Origin of the sequence: Martelella lutilitoris (assembly GCF_016598595.1) — a bacterium.
Taxonomy (GTDB): domain Bacteria; phylum Pseudomonadota; class Alphaproteobacteria; order Rhizobiales; family Rhizobiaceae; genus Martelella; species Martelella lutilitoris_A.
On sequence record NZ_CP066786.1, the window covers coordinates 1915727 to 1933990 of the forward strand.

At 62.7% G+C, this 18264-nt stretch carries 16 protein-coding genes; 8 read left to right on the plus strand and 8 right to left on the minus strand.

Annotation, left to right across the window (positions count from 1 at the left end; translation table 11 throughout):
- Positions 1-71: 71 nt before the first annotated feature.
- On the minus strand, positions 72-1115 hold the full coding sequence (locus JET14_RS09075) for an aldo/keto reductase (RefSeq protein WP_200337728.1): 1044 nt from the start codon (positions 1113-1115) through the stop codon (positions 72-74).
- Positions 1116-1340: 225 nt separating this feature from the next.
- On the opposite strand from JET14_RS09075, the gene fabD reads away from it, so the two are divergent.
- The 7 genes from fabD (at position 1341) to gmk (ending at position 8110) form a co-directional block, all read left to right on the plus strand.
- The gene (gene fabD / locus JET14_RS09080) at positions 1341-2285 is read left to right on the plus strand and encodes an ACP S-malonyltransferase (RefSeq protein ID WP_200337729.1); all 945 of its coding nucleotides are present in this window, start codon (positions 1341-1343) and stop codon (positions 2283-2285) included.
- Between the two features lie 66 nt (positions 2286-2351).
- On the plus strand, positions 2352-3089 hold the full coding sequence (gene fabG, locus JET14_RS09085; protein ID WP_200337730.1) for a 3-oxoacyl-[acyl-carrier-protein] reductase: 738 nt from the start codon (positions 2352-2354) through the stop codon (positions 3087-3089).
- A gap of 289 nt (positions 3090-3378) precedes the next feature.
- The gene (locus JET14_RS09090; protein WP_018062986.1) at positions 3379-3615 is read left to right on the plus strand and encodes an acyl carrier protein; all 237 of its coding nucleotides are present in this window, start codon (positions 3379-3381) and stop codon (positions 3613-3615) included.
- Positions 3616-3885: 270 nt separating this feature from the next.
- The gene (fabF, locus tag JET14_RS09095) at positions 3886-5148 is read left to right on the plus strand and encodes a beta-ketoacyl-ACP synthase II (protein ID WP_200337731.1); all 1263 of its coding nucleotides are present in this window, start codon (positions 3886-3888) and stop codon (positions 5146-5148) included.
- A gap of 158 nt (positions 5149-5306) precedes the next feature.
- Positions 5307-6482, plus strand: coding sequence for an endolytic transglycosylase MltG (gene mltG, locus JET14_RS09100; RefSeq protein WP_200337732.1), 1176 nt, complete (start codon positions 5307-5309; stop codon positions 6480-6482).
- A 97-nt stretch (positions 6483-6579) separates the two neighbouring features.
- Positions 6580-7467: a YicC/YloC family endoribonuclease gene (locus JET14_RS09105; RefSeq protein ID WP_200337733.1), complete on the plus strand. Its 888-nt coding sequence runs from the start codon at positions 6580-6582 to the stop codon at positions 7465-7467.
- Positions 7468-7471: 4 nt separating this feature from the next.
- Positions 7472-8110 carry a guanylate kinase gene (gmk, locus tag JET14_RS09110; protein ID WP_200337734.1) on the plus strand — a complete coding sequence of 213 codons (639 nt, stop codon included), beginning with the start codon at positions 7472-7474 and terminating at the stop codon, positions 8108-8110.
- Between the two features lie 6 nt (positions 8111-8116).
- On the opposite strand, the gene rsmA is transcribed toward gmk, so the two are convergent.
- The 7 genes from rsmA to JET14_RS09145 form a co-directional block, all read right to left on the minus strand.
- A complete protein-coding gene (gene rsmA / locus JET14_RS09115) occupies positions 8117-8944 on the minus strand; it encodes a 16S rRNA (adenine(1518)-N(6)/adenine(1519)-N(6))-dimethyltransferase RsmA (RefSeq protein WP_200337735.1) in 828 nt (275 codons plus the stop codon).
- Positions 8941-9957 carry a 4-hydroxythreonine-4-phosphate dehydrogenase PdxA gene (gene pdxA / locus JET14_RS09120; protein ID WP_200337736.1) on the minus strand — a complete coding sequence of 339 codons (1017 nt, stop codon included), beginning with the start codon at positions 9955-9957 and terminating at the stop codon, positions 8941-8943. Before pdxA ends, rsmA begins: the two co-directional genes overlap by 4 nt.
- Before the next feature lie 13 nt (positions 9958-9970).
- A complete protein-coding gene (locus tag JET14_RS09125) occupies positions 9971-10924 on the minus strand; it encodes a peptidylprolyl isomerase (protein ID WP_200337737.1) in 954 nt (317 codons plus the stop codon).
- Between the two features lie 257 nt (positions 10925-11181).
- Entirely contained in the window at positions 11182-13374 is a 2193-nt protein-coding gene (locus JET14_RS09130; protein ID WP_200338043.1) for an LPS-assembly protein LptD, read from the minus strand.
- A 152-nt stretch (positions 13375-13526) separates the two neighbouring features.
- Entirely contained in the window at positions 13527-14597 is a 1071-nt protein-coding gene (lptG, locus tag JET14_RS09135) for an LPS export ABC transporter permease LptG (protein WP_024709545.1), read from the minus strand.
- Positions 14594-15760 carry an LptF/LptG family permease gene (locus tag JET14_RS09140; RefSeq protein ID WP_200337738.1) on the minus strand — a complete coding sequence of 389 codons (1167 nt, stop codon included), beginning with the start codon at positions 15758-15760 and terminating at the stop codon, positions 14594-14596. Before JET14_RS09140 ends, lptG begins: the two co-directional genes overlap by 4 nt.
- A 34-nt stretch (positions 15761-15794) precedes the next feature.
- Positions 15795-16574: a phosphatase PAP2 family protein gene (locus tag JET14_RS09145; RefSeq protein ID WP_246750583.1), complete on the minus strand. Its 780-nt coding sequence runs from the start codon at positions 16572-16574 to the stop codon at positions 15795-15797.
- A gap of 178 nt (positions 16575-16752) precedes the next feature.
- Here JET14_RS09145 and JET14_RS09150 point away from each other — a divergent pair, with 178 nt between their 5' ends.
- Positions 16753-18249, plus strand: coding sequence for a leucyl aminopeptidase (locus JET14_RS09150; RefSeq protein WP_200338045.1), 1497 nt, complete (start codon positions 16753-16755; stop codon positions 18247-18249).
- Positions 18250-18264 lie beyond the last annotated feature (15 nt).

Sequence of the window (18264 nt, forward strand, 5' to 3'; positions counted from 1 at the left end):
CGTAAATTGCGTCCCAGCGACCGCATATGGGGCGTGGCCGCGCGGAAACAATATGCCGCCGGCTTTTGCCGTCAGATCGGCATCGGGAATTGCCGGTGAACCCTGGCGATCTCGTCCAGAACCGCTTCCGGCAGCGTCAGTTCGTGGGCGGCGATATTGGTCTTCAGCTGTTCCATCGAGGTCGCGCCGATGATCGCGGCGGTGACGAAGGGGCGCGACAGAACGAAGGCGAGAGCCATCTGCGCCGGGTCGAGGCCGTGCTTTTCGGCAACGGCGAGATAGGCTTTAACGGCCGGCTCCTGCTGCGGCTTGCGGCGGCCGCCAAGCTCCGGCTGGATCGAGGCGCGCGAGCCGGCGGGCACCGTTCCGCCGAGATATTTGCCGGTCAGGAGACCGGTGGCGAGCGGCGAGAAGGCAAGCAGGCCGACATCCTCGTAATAGGCAAGCTCGGCCATATCGAGATCGTGGTGGCGATAGAGCAGGCTGTATTCGTTCTGGACGGTGGAAATCCGCGTCCGGTCGTTCTGTTCGGCGCGGTTGAGATAGCGCATCGTGCCCCAGGCCGTCTCGTTCGAAAGACCGATGGCGCGGATCTTGCCGGCCTTCACCAGCCTGTCCAGCGTGTCGAGCGTCTCGGCGATGTCGACATGGCTCTGGTAGCGGTCCTGGCCGTAAGGAGAATAGGTCCAGGAATTGCGGAAGTGGAAATGGCCGCGATTGGGCCAGTGGATCTGGTAGAGGTCGATATAGTCGGTCTTCAGCCGCTTCAGGCTGGCGTCAAGCGCATTGCGGATCGCCTGCGGGGTGATCGGCTTGCCTTCGCGCACCCACGGGCGGCCGGGGCCGGCGATCTTGGTCGCGAGAACGATATCCTCGCGCTTCTTGCGGCCCGCGAACCAGGTGCCGACAAATTCTTCCGTGCGGCCATAGGTCTCCGCGCTCAAGGGCGTGACCGGATACATTTCGGCGGTATCGAAAAAGTTCACGCCGTTTTCCACGGCATAGTCCATCTGGGCGTGGGCTTCCGCCTCGCTGTTCTGCGTGCCCCAGGTCATGGTTCCAAGGCAGATTTGCGATACTTCGATTCCGGTACGGCCTAAATGATTGGTTTTCATGAAATTACCTGAAAGTTGAGCGTGGAGGATTTTGACGAAATCTAGCCGGATTGCGCCGAAGCGCAAGCTTCGGCGGCACAAATGAGGCGCGCCCGGTCGCCTGATGTCCGCACTGAGCCTATTGACTCGAGCAGCCGAAACGTCAAATGGAAGGCCTTTGACGCGCGGCGGTTCTTGCCGGCCGCGGCGAACAGAGAAGGTAAGAGAGGCTCAAGGGGACCGCAGATGACAGTCGCATTCACCTTTCCCGGACAGGGAAGCCAGAGCGTCGGCATGGGCAAGACGCTGGCGGATGAATTCACCGCCGCAAGACTCGTCTTCGAGGAAGTGGATGACGCGCTCGGCGAAAAACTGTCCCGCACGATCTGGGAAGGCCCGGAAGACCAGCTTCAGCTGACCGCCAATACGCAGCCCGCGCTGATGGCCGTGTCGCTCGCGGTGATCCGCGTTCTGGAAGCCGAGGGCCTCGACCTGAAAAACGATGTCGCCTATGTGGCCGGTCATTCGCTCGGCGAATATTCCGCGCTCTGCGCGGCCGGCACGTTTTCGCTCGCCGATACCGCCCGGCTGCTCCGCATCCGCGGCAACGCCATGCAGAAGGCCGTGCCGGTGGGCAAGGGCGCCATGGCGGCGATCATCGGGCTTGCCTTCGAGGATGTCGAGGCGGTTTGCAAGGAAGCGTCCTCGGCCGGCGTCTGCGAGATCGCCAATGACAATGGCGGCGGCCAGGTGGTGATTTCCGGCGAAAAGTCCGGCGTTGAAAAGGGCGTTGCGCTGGCAACGGACAAGGGCGCAAAGCGCGCGCTGCTGCTGCCGGTGTCGGCTCCCTTCCATTCCTCGCTGATGGCGCCTGCCGCCGATGCCATGGAGGAAGCGCTGTCAGAAGTGCGCAAGGGCGCGCCGGTCGTGCCGGTGGTTGCCAATGTGCGCGCCGAACCCGTCTCGGACCCGGAAGAGATCGCAAGCCTGCTGGTCGCCCAGGTGACCGGCCGGGTGCGCTGGCGCGAAACGGTGAGCTGGTTTGCGGCCAACGAGGTCGAGACGCTTTATGAGATCGGCGCCGGCAAGGTGCTGACGGGTCTCGCGCGCCGCATCGATCGCTCGGTCAACGGCATTGCCGTCGGCGGACCCGATGACATTGACGGCGTGCTGAAGGCCATCAAGGGCTGAATGGATTGACATTGGTTCGCCGCGCGCGGACCCTGACACACGGAAATTACGGGACGAGGTTCTGACATGTTGGATCTGACTGGGCGCAAGGCGCTCGTAACCGGCGCAAGCGGCGGCATCGGCGAGGCGATCGCCCGCCAGCTGCACGCACAGGGGGCAACCGTCGCCCTTCACGGAACGCGCGCTGCCAAGCTCGAGGCTCTGGCCGCCGATCTCGGCGAGCGGGCGCACGTGTTTCCCGCCGACCTTTCCGACCGCGACGCCGTCAAGGCGCTCGGCGAGAAGGCCGAGGCAGACCTCGGCGGCATCGACATTCTGGTCAACAATGCCGGCATCACCAAGGACGGACTGTTCGTGCGCATGAGCGATGCCGACTGGGAAAGCGTGCTGGAGGTCAACCTGACCGCCGCCTTCGTCCTGACGCGGGCGATCATGCATCCGATGATGCGCCGCCGCTTCGGTCGCGTTATCAACATCACCTCGATCGTCGGCGTCACCGGCAATCCGGGGCAGGCCAATTATTGCGCCGCCAAGGCCGGCATGATCGGTTTTTCGAAATCGCTGGCGCAGGAAGTCGCGCCCCGCAACGTCACGGTCAACTGCGTGGCGCCGGGCTTCATCGAGACGGCTATGACCGACAAGCTGAATGACAAGCAGAAGGAAGGCATTCTCTCCGCCGTGCCGATGAAGCGCATGGGCAGCGGGGATGACATCGCTTCCGCCGTCACCTATCTTGCCTCCAACGAGGCGAGCTATGTCACGGGCCAGACCCTGCACGTCAATGGCGGCATGGTGATGGTCTGAGCGAAGGGGCGCGTTTTGGCGAACGCGAGCGGTTGAAATGCCCGCGCTCGCCGCAAACCGGCGCTTTTTTGGCTTTGCGCCGTGAACAAAGCATGGTAAGCGGGCCGGGACTGCCAAGAACAGTCCAGCGGAGATGATCCGGTCCTGCGGGCCGGTTTTTTCCAATGTGGGCGTTGGTTCACGTGTTTGCCGCCACATCTCTTCGTGAAGCGAGGGATAGGACGGCGTTAACTTTCAAGGGGTGCCCTGGCGCATCCCATCGAACTTGAGACAGGTCGAGGATACCGACATGAGCGATATCGCAGAACGCGTTAAGAAAATTGTAGTTGACCACCTGGGCGTTGACGCCGACAAGGTTGTTGAAAGCGCCAGCTTCATCGACGATCTGGGCGCAGATTCGCTCGACACTGTCGAGCTGGTCATGGCTTTCGAAGAAGAGTTCGGTGTCGAAATCCCCGACGATGCAGCCGACTCCATCCTGACCGTCGGCGACGCGATCAAGTTTATCGAGAAGGCCCAGGCCTGATCGAACGACAAATAGCAGGCGGTTTTCTGGGCATTGCCCGAATACCGCCTTGATCGGCCCGGTCAAACGGGCCATTTTTTTATCCTGAACCGGATCCGGCAGCCATCGGCGTCGACACTGCGCGCCTTGCTTTGGCCGACAAATATGGTTCGGTCTCCTTGGCCGCCCGGTTCAACCGAGGGATAAGAATGCCGCTTTGCTGGGATGGCGGCGACCCGGTTCCGTAACGGCGCCGGAGGCGAAAAGAAACTGAAAAGGGGCGATCCACCAATGAGGCGTGTAGTAATCACCGGTCTGGGCATGGTAACGCCGCTGGGATGCGGAACCGAGGTCACCTGGTCGCGCTTGCTGGAAGGCAAAAACGGCGCATCCAAGGTCACCGCTTTCGAGACGGAAGACCTGGCGGCCAAGATCGCCTGTTCGATCCCGTTGGGCGACGGCAGCGACGGGACCTTCAACGCGGATCAATGGCTCGAGCCGAAGGAACAGCGCAAGGTCGACCCCTTCATCATCTATGCCATGGCCGCCGCCGACATGGCGCTGAACGACGCCGACTGGCACCCGAAAAGCGATGACGACCAGATTTCGACGGGCGTCCTGATCGGGTCCGGCATTGGCGGTCTCGATGGTATCGTGGAAGCCGGCTACACCCTGCGCGACCGCGGTCCGCGCCGTGTCTCGCCCTTCTTCATTCCCGGCCGCCTGATCAATCTGGCCTCCGGCCAGGTCTCCATTCGCCACAAGCTGCGCGGACCCAACCATTCGGTCGTCACCGCCTGCTCGACCGGCGCGCACGCCATCGGCGATGCCAGCCGGCTGATCGGCTTCGGCGATGCGGATGTGATGGTTGCCGGCGGCGCGGAATCGCCGATCTGCCGCCTGTCGCTTGCCGGCTTTGCCGCCTGCAAGGCGCTGTCGACGGATTTCAACGACGATCCCCAGCGCGCCTCGCGTCCCTATGACGTCGACCGCGACGGCTTCGTCATGGGCGAGGGCGCCGGCATCGTAGTCCTTGAAGAGCTCGAACACGCCAAGGCCCGCGGCGCGACGATCTACGCGGAAGTGGTCGGATACGGGCTCAGCGGCGATGCCTACCACATCACCGCGCCGAGCGAGGACGGCGAAGGCGCCTTCCGCTGCATGACCTCGGCCCTGAAGCGCGCCGGCATTGCGCCGGGCGAGATCGACTACATCAACGCCCACGGCACGTCGACCATGGCCGATACGATCGAACTCGGCGCCGTCGAGCGGCTTCTGGGGGAGGATGCCGGCAAGGTGGCGATGTCGTCCACCAAATCGGCGACCGGTCATCTTCTCGGTGCTGCCGGCGCGATCGAGGCGATCTTCTCGACGCTTGCGATTCGCGACAATGTCGCGCCGCCGACGCTCAACCTCGACAATCCCGAGCGCGAGACGCCGATCGATCTCGTGCCGAAGGTCGCGCGCAAGCGCAATATCGACGTGGCGCTGTCGAATTCCTTCGGTTTCGGCGGGACGAATGCCTCGCTCGTCCTGCGTCGCTACGACGGCTGACCGGCCGTCAAGCCTTGTGGATGGGAAAAAGAAACGGCTGACATCTTGAGGCCGTTTTCTTATCTAGGTTCAACGGCTTCGGCTTTGGATTCGATATCGTTGCTGCTGTGATTCTGCTCCTTCGCAGGCAAGGATGTGTGAGGCCGCATCATCGGAAGATGCGGCCGTTTTTGTTTGAGAGGTTACCGGTGCGCGGTTCTGACCAGGAAAACGGGCGTAAGAACGGCGAGAACGCGGGAGACGACCGCCGGCCGGTCGTGCCGAAATCCGCCAGGGAGGCATTGCGGCCGGAGCGCGTTCCCGAGCCCGTCCAGCGTTCCAGGAAGGCCAAGAGCCAGTTCGTGACCTTCCTGAATTTCGTCATGACGCTGCTGGTGCTTGCGGCGGTGGCCGTCGGCGGCATCTATTACTACGCGAAGTCGAGCTACAATGAACCCGGCCCTCTGACGGTCAATGCGGAGTTTACCGTGCGCGCCGGCGCGGGCCTTGCCACCATAGCACGGGATCTGGAGCGCAACGGCATTGTCAGCGACTCGCGCATTTTCCGCTATGTGACGGCGGCCCATCTGAGAAACGGCGAGACGCTCAAGGCCGGTGATTACGAGATCAAGGCGGGCGCTTCCATGTCCGAGGTGGCCGCACTGCTCGAATCGGGAAAATCCATTCTCTACAGCATTTCCTTTCCCGAGGGCTTCACCGTCCGGCAGGTCTTTGACCGGCTCGCCTCCGATCCCAATCTGAGCGGAGACCTGCCTGAGGAACTGCCGCCCGAAGGCACGCTGATGCCGGAGACCTATCGTTTCTCACGGGGGACGGACCGCACGGAGATCATCGAGCAGATGCGCGAGGGCCAGCAGCGCATGGTCGACGAGATCTGGCTGAAGCGGGACCAGGGTCTGCCGATCGACAACAAGGACGATTTCGTCACGCTTGCCTCGATCGTCGAGAAGGAAACGGGCATTGCCTCCGAGCGGCCGCAGGTCGCAGCCGTTTTCCTCAACCGGCTGGAGCGGGGCATGAGGCTGCAGTCGGACCCGACTGTGATCTACGGCCTTTTCGGCGGCGAGGGCAAACCGTCCGACCGGCCGATCTACCGGTCGGATCTCGACAAGGAAACGCCCTACAACACCTATCGGATCAACGGCCTGCCGCCGGGGCCGATCGCCAATCCCGGCCGGGCGGCGCTCGAGGCGGTGGCAAACCCGGCCCGTACCGAAGACCTGTACTTTGTCGCCGATGGCACCGGCGGACATGCCTTCGCCCGCACGCTCGACGAACACAATGCAAATGTTCGCCGCTGGCGCAGGATTGAAGCCGAGCAGGGCGCGAATTGACGTCTCGTTGGGCGTGCCGGCTTAGCGTCACGGGGAAAATGCTGTAGTTTGCGCCGCGAATGTCCGGTCTTGCCGGGCGAGGGCAAGAGGGGAAGACATGAAGCCGCAATCCATGACGGGGTTTGCCCGCAGCGAGGGGCACTGGCAGCGCTATCGCTGGTCCTGGGAACTCCGATCCGTCAACGGCAAGGGGCTCGATTTCAGGCTCCGGCTGCCGCAGGGCAGCGATCATCTGGAGAGTGAGGTCCGCAAGCGTCTCTCCGGCCGTTTGTCGCGCGGCAATGTCCAGGTGGCACTGTCGATCGCCCTTGCCGAGAGCAGGCTGGAACTCGCCGTCAACGAGGCGGCGCTGCAGGCTGTGCTCGACCTCAAGGCGCGCCTCGGCGATGCCGTTGACGACAGGCCGCTCACCATGGAGGGCCTTCTCGGCATGCGCGGCGTTGCCGAGTTCCGCGAGGTCGAGGAGAGCGAGGAGACAATCGCAACGCGCGACCGCATGATCCTTGATGATCTCGATCGCGCGCTCGACAGGCTGGCGGACATGCGCGGCGATGAGGGCGAGAAGATCGTCGCGGTTCTCTCCCGCCAGATCGACAGGATCGAAACGCTGACGGCAACGATTGCGCGCGACCCCTCCCGCTCTCCGTCAACGATTGCCGAAAAGCTCTCCGAGCAGGTGGCGAAACTGGTGGAGGCCGCACCCGCGCTCGACGCGGACCGGCTCTACGCCGAGGCGGTGCTGCTCGCCACCAAGGCCGACCTGCAGGAAGAAATCGACCGGCTGAACGCCCATGTCGAAGCCGCGAGGGCGCTTTTGCGGCAGGGCGGGCCATGCGGGCGCAGGCTTGATTTCCTGGCGCAGGAGTTCAATCGCGAGACCAACACGATCTGTTCGAAGTCGAACGCCGTCGCGGTGACGGCGGCCGGACTGGAACTGAAGACGGTCATCGATCAGTTTCGCGAGCAGATACAGAATCTGGAGTAGAGCGATGGCAGAAAGCAATGCTGTAAACCGACGCGGGATCATGCTGGTGCTGGCGGCCCCGTCCGGCGCGGGCAAGTCGACGATCGCGCGGCGGCTTCTTGCCGAAGACCCGCTGATCGATTTGTCGATCAGCGCAACGACCCGGGCGCGCCGCAAGAGCGAGCAGGAAGGGGTGCATTATTTCTTCCTGGAGCCCGACGCGTTCATTGCCAGACGCGATGAGGGCGCGTTTCTCGAATGGGCCGAGGTCCATGGCAATTTCTACGCGACGCCCAGAGCGGCGGTCGAGGAGTCGCTTGCGGCCGGTCGCGATGTGCTGTTCGACATCGATGTCCAGGGCGCGGAACAGCTGAAACAGGCCCTGCCGCGCGATGTCGTCGGCATCTTCGTGCTTCCGCCCTCGATGAAGGTGCTGAAGGAGCGGCTGATGGCGCGCGCGGAAGACAGCAAGGCCGCGATGGAGGTTCGCCTGAAAAACGCGACCGGCGAGATCTCGCGCTGGCGCGACTACGAATATGTGGTGGTCAACGACGACCTTGAAGACGCCTATGATCTTGTGCGCTCGATCCTGCGGGCGGAGCGGGCGAAGCGCGAATATGAGAGCGTCATCCCCCGCCATGTCGAAGCGTTGCTGTCCGAATAGGCCGGATCAAAGACAGCGCGCGAGCGTGCAGAATTCCGCGACGGCGAGTGTTTCGGCCCGCCGCGTCGGGTCGATACCCGCCTTTTGCAGGAGCGTCTCGCCGCCGAGCGCCTTGAGGCTCTGGCGCAGCATCTTGCGGCGCTGGCCGAAGGCGGCCTGGGTAATCTTCTCGAGCGCGGCGGCCTCAACCGCGATCGGCTCCGCGCGCGGGGTGAGATGGATGACGCTGGAGGTCACCTTCGGCGGAGGCGTGAAGGCCTGCGGGGGGACATCGAAGGCGATGCGCGCCTCGGTCCGCCAGCCGGCAAGCACGCCGAGCCGTCCGTAATGGCTGCCGCCGGGCACGGCCACAATGCGCTGGGCGACTTCCTTCTGGAACATCAGCGTCAGCGATTGCCAATAGGGCGGCCAGTCTTGCGGCAGAAGCCAGTTCACCAGCAATTGCGTGCCGACATTGTAGGGCAGATTGGCGATGATGCGCACCGGCCTGCCGCTGGCGATCTCGGCAAAATCCACCTTCAGCGCGTCGCCCTCGATAATCTCGAGCCTTCCCGGGTAGTGGCCGGCGATCTCCTCCAGCGCCGGAAGACAGCGCGAATCGCGTTCGATCACCGTCAGCCGTTCCGCGCCGAGCGAGAGGATGGCGCGCGTCAGCCCGCCGGGGCCGGGACCCACCTCGATGACATGCGCGCCTTCAAGGTTGCCGGCCGTGCGGGCGATCTTCTGCGTCAGGTTGAGGTCGAGCAGGAAATTCTGGCCGAGCGCTTTCTTTGCGTTCAACTCATGATTTGCCAGAACCTCGCGCAGGGGCGGCAGATCGTCGATCTGGCTCATCCGCGGTCCTCGGAACCGCGCGCGAGCCGTGCGGCGAGCTTCAGCGCCTCTTCGAGACTTCTCGGATCGGCGACGCCGCGTTCGGCAATGTCAAAGGCCGTCCCGTGGTCGGGAGAGGTTCGCACGAAGGGCAGGCCGAGCGTCACGTTGGCGCCTTCCTCGAAGCCGAGCGTCTTGACCGGGATCAGCGCCTGATCGTGATACATGCAGATCGCCGCGTCATAGCGCTTCCTGGCGCTGGCGTGAAACATGGTGTCGGCGGGAAGCGGGCCGGTGACATCGATGCCTTCCGCTCGCAGTGCCTCCAGCGCCGGTCGCACCGTTTCCTCGTCCTCGCGGCCGATCGTGCCCTGCTCGCCTGCATGCGGATTGAGACCGGCAACGGCAAGGCGCGGCGCGTCTATGCCGAAGCGCCGGGCGAGGTCGCGCGCGGTAATCCGGATCGTGTCGATGATCAGCGCCTGGTCGAGCGCGCCCGGAACGTCGGCAAGGGGAATGTGAATGGTGACGGGCACCACGCGCAGGGCCGGGCAGGCGAGCATCATCACCGGACGATACTCCGTTCCCGTCTCGCGCCGCGCGAGTTCGGCCAGAAACTCGGTATGGCCGGGAAAGCGGAAGCCTGAACTGTAGAGCACTGACTTGGCGATCGGATTGGTCACGAGCGCGGCGGTCTTTCCGCGCATGGTGAGCTTCACTCCCGTTTCGATTGCGGCAATCGTGCCGGCGGATGTCCCCGGATCAGGCTTTCCGGGCGAAACGGGCGCCGCCGCGTCGATGGCGAAAACCGGCAGCGCCGCGCCGAACGCGGCGACTGCCGCCTCCGGAGCCGAAACCGCGACCGGCACATCCATGCCCAGCATCGCCGCACGGGCCTTCAGAATGCGCGGATCGCCGAGATAGACAAACGGCGGCAACCCTGTTTCACGGCGTCGAGACCAGGCCTTGAGCGCGATCTCCGGCCCGATGCCTGCGGGGTCTCCCTGGGAAAGGGCAAGGGGAAGATCAGCCATCATTCCGCGGCGATCAGGACTTGCCCGGGGTGACGATCTGGGCCTTGCTCTTCAGTTCGTCCATATATTGTTCGCTCTCGTTGTCACGGTCTACTTCGGCGGAGTCTTCTTCGGCGCTGAGCACGAGACGCGCGGCATAATCGTCGGAGGTTGTCTTGCGCTCGCAGATGGCGAGGAACTCCGCGCCGAAGGGCGTGGTCTGCACCGACGTCGTATCGCCCTTGGCCTTTGTGACCGCGTCTTTCCACTCTGCTGGCAGTTGCGGCTCCAGAAAGCGCCCGTAGTCGAGAACGGTCACGTCGTTCATTGTCGCGGCGAATGAGATCGCCTGGTCACATCCCGGGAACTTGGATCGTGCGGCCTCGGCCTCGCGCTTGCGCTTGGCAAGCAGCGAGCCGCGTTCCTTCTGCGGCACGACGAATACGATGCGCTTCAGGATATACTCGGTGGTCTCGGGCTTCTTGCCTTCCTTCTCCGCCTCTTCCAGCTGGGCAATGAACTGGTCTTCCGGCAGGAGCGAGTTGCCGCCGTAGCGCGCGCGCAGGAGCTGGCCCCAGCTCATCGAGACGGCGATGTAGAACTTGAAGTGATCGACGCCGACGCCGGCCTGATCCAGAACGCTGCTCATCTGGGCAACGGACATGCCGTTGCTGTTGGCGAAATTGGCGAAGGCTTCGTCCACCTCCGGCTGGGTGACCGACATGTTGCGAAGCGCGATCTCCGACTGTTTCAGCGCCTGGTCGATCATCGCCTCGCGGGCCTTCTCGTTGAGGTTGCCCTTGGTCCCCATCAGCCGCAGGAGATTGCGGCGCTTGGCGATATCGTCATTGGTGATCGGAACGTTGTTGACGATGACGGCGATGTCGACGGTCCTGGCGAAGGACGGTTGCGGCGCGGCGCCGACAATGCCTGCCGTGGCGATCATGGCGGCGGCAAAGGCGGTCACTGAAAATCTTGCGGCAGTCATGTTCTTTCCTTTCAACAGCTTCGTGCGCCGTCAGATCCCGGCGCGACACCTTGTCCGGCCTTGTCCGGCAGGGCGCAGCCTTCCCGGACTGCGGGCCCAGCGCCGGTCTGCCGCCCCTCCCGAGGCGTGGTGCCATAAACTGTCTGTTTCATTCGTGGACATGTAATTTCGCGATCCATGCCCATCTCCCGATGGCAATGTTTTGTCCATTTTAGGGGCAAAAGCAAGGCATTGATCGGATCGGAGAGGCGTATCGCTCAATTGAAGGAGTCGCTGCCGATGACGATGTCGCCGAGCGTGCGGAAGGTCAGACGCGCGCCGATCGTCCAGTCGACAGCCGCGCGATTGTCGTTGTCCCAGTCTTCCTGATAGGTGATCGAGAAGATCGTGCAGATGTCTTCATAGGTCAGGCCGACCCAGCGATTGGTCAGGACATTGTTGGCCAGGTCATAGGTCAGCGAGCCGGAGACGCCCCAATTGTCGTTGAGGCGGATGGTGCTCGTCGATTTGATCTCGCTGTTGCGTTCATTGTAGGCGTAGCCCGGCTGGGCGAGAATATTGGTGTAGTCGAGCGCCGTGTCGAACCAGCGCGACGTGTAGCCGACGCCGAAATCCGTCCGCTGCAGCGTGAAGTCTTCCTCGTCGAAGCGCGCGCCGCCCGTGAGGGAAAGGCCGAAGGGGAAGGAAACCGAGGCTGCGCCGACATAATCGGAGCGTTTCGATTCCAGACCGGAATCGATGCCGACGCCTGCCAGGTCGGGGGAGGCGAAGGAGTTCTTGCCCGCGAGCTGGAACGACTGGCCGAAAAGTCCGTTGACCAGCACGCCTGAATCGTAGACGCCGCGGTAGCGGAAGCCGAGATTGGCGCGTGTGCCGCCCTCGACCCGGTCATATCCCGAGAATTTGTCGCGTTCGAACAGGGTCAGCGCATCGAAGACGAAGCTCTGCGCATCCTCGTTCGGCAGGCCACCCGCATATTGCTCGTCCGGACGGATAAAAACCTGGCCGATCGGCTCGATGATGTGCGAGCTGAAGCTGTTGGTCATCAGGATCGGATAGTTCATCTCCAGGCCGGCGGTGACCATGGCGCGGGCGGCGGCGTCCTGATCGACGAAATTACCGGCATAGGTATAGGCGCCGTTGTTGATCCGGTTCGGATCATCGACATTCAGCAGGTAGCCATCGGCGCGGGCGGCAAGCAGCGGGCTGAGCTGCAGGCCGCCGTCTGTGGTAAACGTCCGCTCCCATTCGACCTCGCTCGTCAGGCGCGTGCTGTTTCCCTTCAGCCCGAGGAAACGGTCATTGACGCTTGTCGGCACGACGTCGTTCTTGCGGCGCACGATATTGGTCAGATTGTTGGTGACCGACAACTGGCCGCCGAAAACGGGTTCGGGCGCGATATAGTCATAATCGATGACCGGCACCACGATCGCCTGCTTGCTTTCGGCGGCATCCTCGCTGTCGGCGTCCTGGACGTCGAAATAATTGCTCTTGATCGAAACCGAACTGCGCTTGCCAAGACCCTCGAGATAGACCTGGTTGTTGAAGATCTTGTCGTCATGGCCGTCGATGGAATAGGTGCGGGCGAAATTGTTGTCGCTCTGGACCATCGCGTCCCAGCCGAACACCCAGCGCGGATTGATCTGGAACTGGCCGGTGGAGGCAATCATGGCGCGCCCGTTCACCTCGGCATCGGTCGTGCCGCCGGTAAACTGGTCGCTGCCCATCTGGTCAATGCCGGCGAAACGCAGCGTGTGCTGGCCGTTGCGATAACGCTTGCGGTATTCCGCCTCGAGCAGGAAACCCTGTTCGGTATAACCCGTTCCGGTGAATGTCACATCGGAACTGGGTGAGATCGGAATGTAATAGGGCAGGGAAAACCCGACGCCGAGATTCTCGCCGATGCTCATTGAGGGGAAAAGGAAACCGCGCTTGCGCTTCACGCTCGGATCGGGAACCGTGATCGACGGCAGGACCGCGATCGTATGGCCGAGGAGCTGGAATCGGGGGCTTTCGAGCCGGACTGTGCGGGTCTCGCCGTCCTGGATGACGCGTTGGGCGCGGATCTGCCAGAAGGGCGGCTTCTCCGGGTTTTCGGCACAGGGAATGCAGGCCGTGTAGACGCCGTTCTCGAGCACCATCTTTGTGCCGTCGATGCGTTCGGCCCGCTCGCCGGCGATGGCGATGTCTTCGGGCGTGCGGACGCTGATGGCGTCGAGAAAGCCGTTGGCGAAGTCGTCGGTGACGTCAAGCTTCTCGGCTCTCAGGCGGTTGCCGTCGGGGTCGATTACCTCGATCCCGTCATAGGCCATCATCCGGCCGGCCTTCTGGTCATACTCCACCCTGTTGGCGACCATGCGGTAGCCGGCGTAATATATCTGCACGCCGCCGACGGCGGAAACCATCTGGGTGTCGTGATTGTAGACGAGTTCGTTGGCCGTCAGCAGCATCGGCCCCGAATCATCGTCAGGGACCGAAATACCGTAGTCTTCCTCAATGCTCGGGGAGGCTGCCGTCTGCGCCAGCAGGCTGACCGGCGTCAGCGCGCTGGCAAGCGCCAGAAGCCCGGCAAGGCCCAATTTACTCGTAACTCGCCGGGACACTAACCGTCCTCCTGATGCAGTAATATCGTCAGACCCAAAGCCATCGCCACGACCACCGGAATCCAGGCCGCAAGAAGCGGCGACAAAACTCCGCTGCTGCCAAACGCCTTTACAAGAACACTCGTCACATAAAGCAGAAAGCCGGACAGGATTCCACCCAAAATAACGGCCGGAGACTGCGCGAAGCGCGAAAACTTAAGGCAGACCGTGGCTGCGATAAGGGTCATCGCCACCAAAAGGAAAGGGAGGGATAACAAATAGTTATACTGCGTTTCCAAAGCTTTGGATGAAATTCCGAACTGGCGGGCGAGGTCAATTTGTCTCGGCAGTGCAAAAATGCTTACAAGGTCTGGCTGAACGAGGTTCTGCTGCACGAACTGCTCGTCGAGATTGGTTTTGACGCGGACCTCGTCCCGATGTGTGGATAATTCGCCGACCTCGGTTTCGGTCACGTCGTAAAGCGTCCACCAGCCATTGCTGAGCACGGCCCTTTCGGCGTCCTGGCGCTTGAAGAGCGCGCCCTGATCATCGAAGTAGATCACCACGGCCTGCAGGAGTTCGGTTCCGCTCTCGGCGATGCCGCGGCCGCCGATAATCGTATCCTGACCGTCGGTCAGCTGCCGCAGCCAGGGCACGGTCTGGTCCTGGCCATGGCCGATCGCCTCGAGCCCGAGCGCCTTTTTCTGGGTCCAGGAGGCAAGCGGATTGAGCGCAACGACGCTTGCCGCGCCGAGCAGCGCCGCGCCGATGACGAAGGGCATGATGAACTGCCACACGGAAATGCCGGCGGACCGGGTGACGACCAGTTCGTTGCGACGGTTGAGCGCGATCAGGGCAACCATGGCCGAAAACAGTGCGATGAAGGGGACCGTCTGCTGCAGGATATAGGGCAGGCGCAGCGCCGTGATCAGCATCGCGTCCGTCGTGCCCTGACCGGCCTCGACCGAGATGTTGCCGATGACCTCGGAAAAGTCGATCAGGTAGATGATCGAGATCACGCCGAAAAAGAACCAGCCGACCGTTATCAGATAGCGCGTGAAGAAATAGCGGCCGAGAACGGAGAAGATCATGCCGCGCCTCCGTCATTGCGGGCGCGTCGACCGAGGAGACGATTCGAAGCGGCATAGACCCGCTCAAGCAGGCTCGCATGCCTGCGGGCCCGTCTCGGCTTCAGCAGGAGGACGAGGCCGGCGGCAAACAGAACGATGACGATGCCATAGGAAATCGGGACGAACAGCGCCTCGCTTTCGGCGCGGTTTGTCGAAAATTGTGACATGAGCCGCAGAATCAGCGTCAGCACGAAGGCGGTCGCCATGGGCGGGATGCGCCGCTCCCTGTGCGAACGCGCATCGCCGACGATGACGATGGTGAAGATCGCGTAGATCAGCGGCAGCGACCAGTCGGTCAGTCTCCGCGTCAGTTCGGCGCGATAGGCGCCGGGATTGGCCTTGTAGTCCGGGTCTTCGGGATCGGGATTGAGCAGAAATCCCAGGCTGCGGTCGGTCGCCTTGCGCGAAGCCTGGCTGCGGTCGCTGGTCAGTTCCGACAGGTCGAAACTGTAGGAGTCGAACTGGACGATGGAGACGTTGCCGGTCTCGTCCTCGCGCTGGACCTGGCCGTTCTTCATGATCAGCTGGCTTCCGCTTTCGTCGACCGCGCCTTCGCGGGCATAGTAGATGTAGGAGTTCTCCGGCTCGCGGTAGTCGGCGACGAACAGGCCCTTGAGCACGCGGCCCGAAAGCCGTTCCGATATCTGGATGTATAGCCCGTCCTCGATTTCGCGGAAGGTCTTTTCCTCGATCACCGTGGACAGCAGGTCGGCATAGACCGAGGCGATCAGCGTTCGCGCTTCGGCGCGCGACTTCGGCTCGATGTAATTGTCGAGAACGAAGGAGAAGGCACAGAGAACCACGGCAAAGATCAGGATCGGCCGGTAGATGATCGAACGATGGGCGCCCGCAGCGTCGATGACGGCCAGCTCCGAATCATTGTTCATCGTCGTCAGCGTCTGGGCGGCGCCGAGGACGAGGCCGAAGGGCAGCACGGTCGGGATGACGGTGGGCAATATCAGCGTGGCGAGCGTCAGGAACGAGAGAATCGACTGGCCGCTGTCGGTCACGAGGTTGATTCGGCCGAGCACCTGCGTCAGCCACAGAATCGCCAGCACCGGCAACAGGGTTGCCAGGAACAGGCGGACCACGCGGGCCAGGATGTAGCGTTCCAGTATCTTCATGCAGGTTCAGGCCTGTCGGGCGCGGGAAATCCGCTCACGCAATGCTTGCCGTTTCCTTTCTGGTGAAAAAATAAAGTGTTCCTGTGAAGACGACGACCGATCCCAGCCAGGCGAGAATGACGTCGGAGAGATAGTGGCCGCCATAGGCGAGCCGCATGGCGGGCGAGGCCAGGGCGAGCGCGATCAGCGGCGGCGAGAAGAGAAGCTTGAACCGGTCCGGCACGAGAAAAACGGCATAGCAGAAAAGCCAGCCTGCGCCTGCCGCTTCGCCGGAGATGAAGGAGCAGTTCGAGCCGCAGGCGCCTGAAAAATCACCGGCCGGCACAAAGCTCAGATCGCCGCCGAACAGATCGGTGTTGCGCGGCCGCGGCCGGTGCGAATGCTCCTTGAGGATGAGATTGACGAGGATGCCGGGACCAAGAATGAGGGCAGTAAGGCCCGCCAGCAGCCGTTTGACAAGGCGGCCGTCATAGGTCGCGCCATGGTGCGACCAGGCCATGAACAAACGGATGATAATGCCTACGCCGAGGATGATCGGCAGATAGAAGATCAGATCGCGCAGCAGGCCGAGCGCCGCGTCGCGGGCGATCGGAAAACTGCCGCACACCACGTTTGCCGGCGTGCTGGTGGCGCAATGCGTCTGGCTGAAAAAGAAGCGCGAGGCGCCGATGTCAATCCCGGGGAACAGATAGAACAACAGGAGGATCAGCCACCACAGGGCAAACAGAATGACGAACGCCGCCTTGAGCGGCGGCAAGTCGCCAAGGCGACCGGATGAGTCTGTCAGCCATCTTTTCGGTCTGGAACTTGGCAAATGCGGGTCATCCGGTTTCGTTCGTCATGCATGAAGCACGGCGTTTCCTATTTGGTGGTTTTAAGTGTTATGAGGACGGGGTCAACCGTTCTCGACCCGTTGCGTTAACAAGGGGTAGATTTCCCTTGCTACAACCTGACGGCAAAACTGCGACGCGCATTCCCGAAACACCGGAGCACTGACTATGAAATTCTCGATTTCCTTTGTGAAAACGGCAGATATCACTGACAAGACGGTCATCACGTTTGCCGCGGAGGGCGGCGCTCCGGCCGGTTCCGAGGCGCTTGGCGGGATTGATTCGCTTTACCGGAAGGCCGCCGCGACCGCCGGTTTCAAGGCCAAGCCCGCATCGTCGCTCGACCTTCTTTCGCCCGCCGACAGCGAAGCGGCGCGGATCATCGTGCTCGGTCTCGGTAAGGCCGATCAACTTGTCGCGAACAGCTATCTTCGAGCCGGCGGAAAGGCCGCGAGCCTCGCGCCGAAGGCGGAGACGCTCGTGGTCTTTGCCGAATCGGCAGGCGTTGCAACGGTTGCCGGCAATGTCGCCGAATTCGCCCTCGGCATGATGCTCGGCGGCTATAATTTCGACCGGTTCAAGACCACCGGTCGGGATGAAGACGACGAAGCGAAGGAGATTGCTGTCGAGATCGTGACTACGGATCCGGATGCCGCCGAAACGGCCTTTGCCGAACGCAAGGCGATCGGCGACGGAGTGATGCTGGCGCGAGAACTGGTCAATCTGCCGGCCAATGTTTTGGGCCCGCGCGAATTCGCCGACAAGGCCAAGGAGCTCGAATCACTCGGCGCCAGGGTCGAAATCCTGGACGAGACAAAGATGCGCGAGCTCGGCATGGGCGCGCTGTTGGGCGTTGCCCAAGGTTCGACTCGTCCGCCTATTCTCGCGGTCATCGAATGGAATGGCGGCGAAACCGACGAGCGTCCGATCGCCTTTGTCGGCAAGGGCGTCGTCTTCGACACCGGCGGCATCTCGATCAAGCCGGCGGCCTCTATGGAGGACATGAAGGGCGACATGGGCGGCGCGGCTGCCGTCATCGGCCTGATGCACACGCTGGCCGCGCGCAAGGCGAAGGTCAACGCCGTCGGCATCCTCGGCCTCGTCGAGAACATGCCGGACGGCAATGCCCAACGCCCCGGCGATATCGTCACGTCGATGTCCGGGCAGACAATCGAGGTGATCAACACGGATGCCGAGGGCCGTCTGGTGCTGGCCGATGCTCTCTATTACTGCAACGAGCGCTTCAAGCCGCGCTTCATGATCGATCTGGCAACGCTGACCGGCGCGGTGATGGTGGCGCTCGGCGCCCACCGCGCCGGGCTGTTTTCCAATGACGACGGGCTTTGCGCCGAACTGGCGAAGGCGGCGGACACGACCGACGAGAAAATCTGGCGACTGCCGCTTGGCGAGGAGTATGACCGTATGGTCGACAGCCGGTTCGCGGATATGCGCAATACCGGCGGTTCGCGCTATGCCGGTTCGATCACGGCGGCCCAGTTCCTGAAGCGCTTTGTCGGCGAGACGCCCTGGGCCCATCTCGACATCGCCGGCACGGCCATGGGCGCGCCGAAAAGCGAGATCAACCGCGGCTGGGCCTCCGGATTCGGCGTGCGTCTTCTCGACGAACTGGTCCGCTGCCACTACGAAACGCGCGGCTGAACGGGGAGGGCGAGC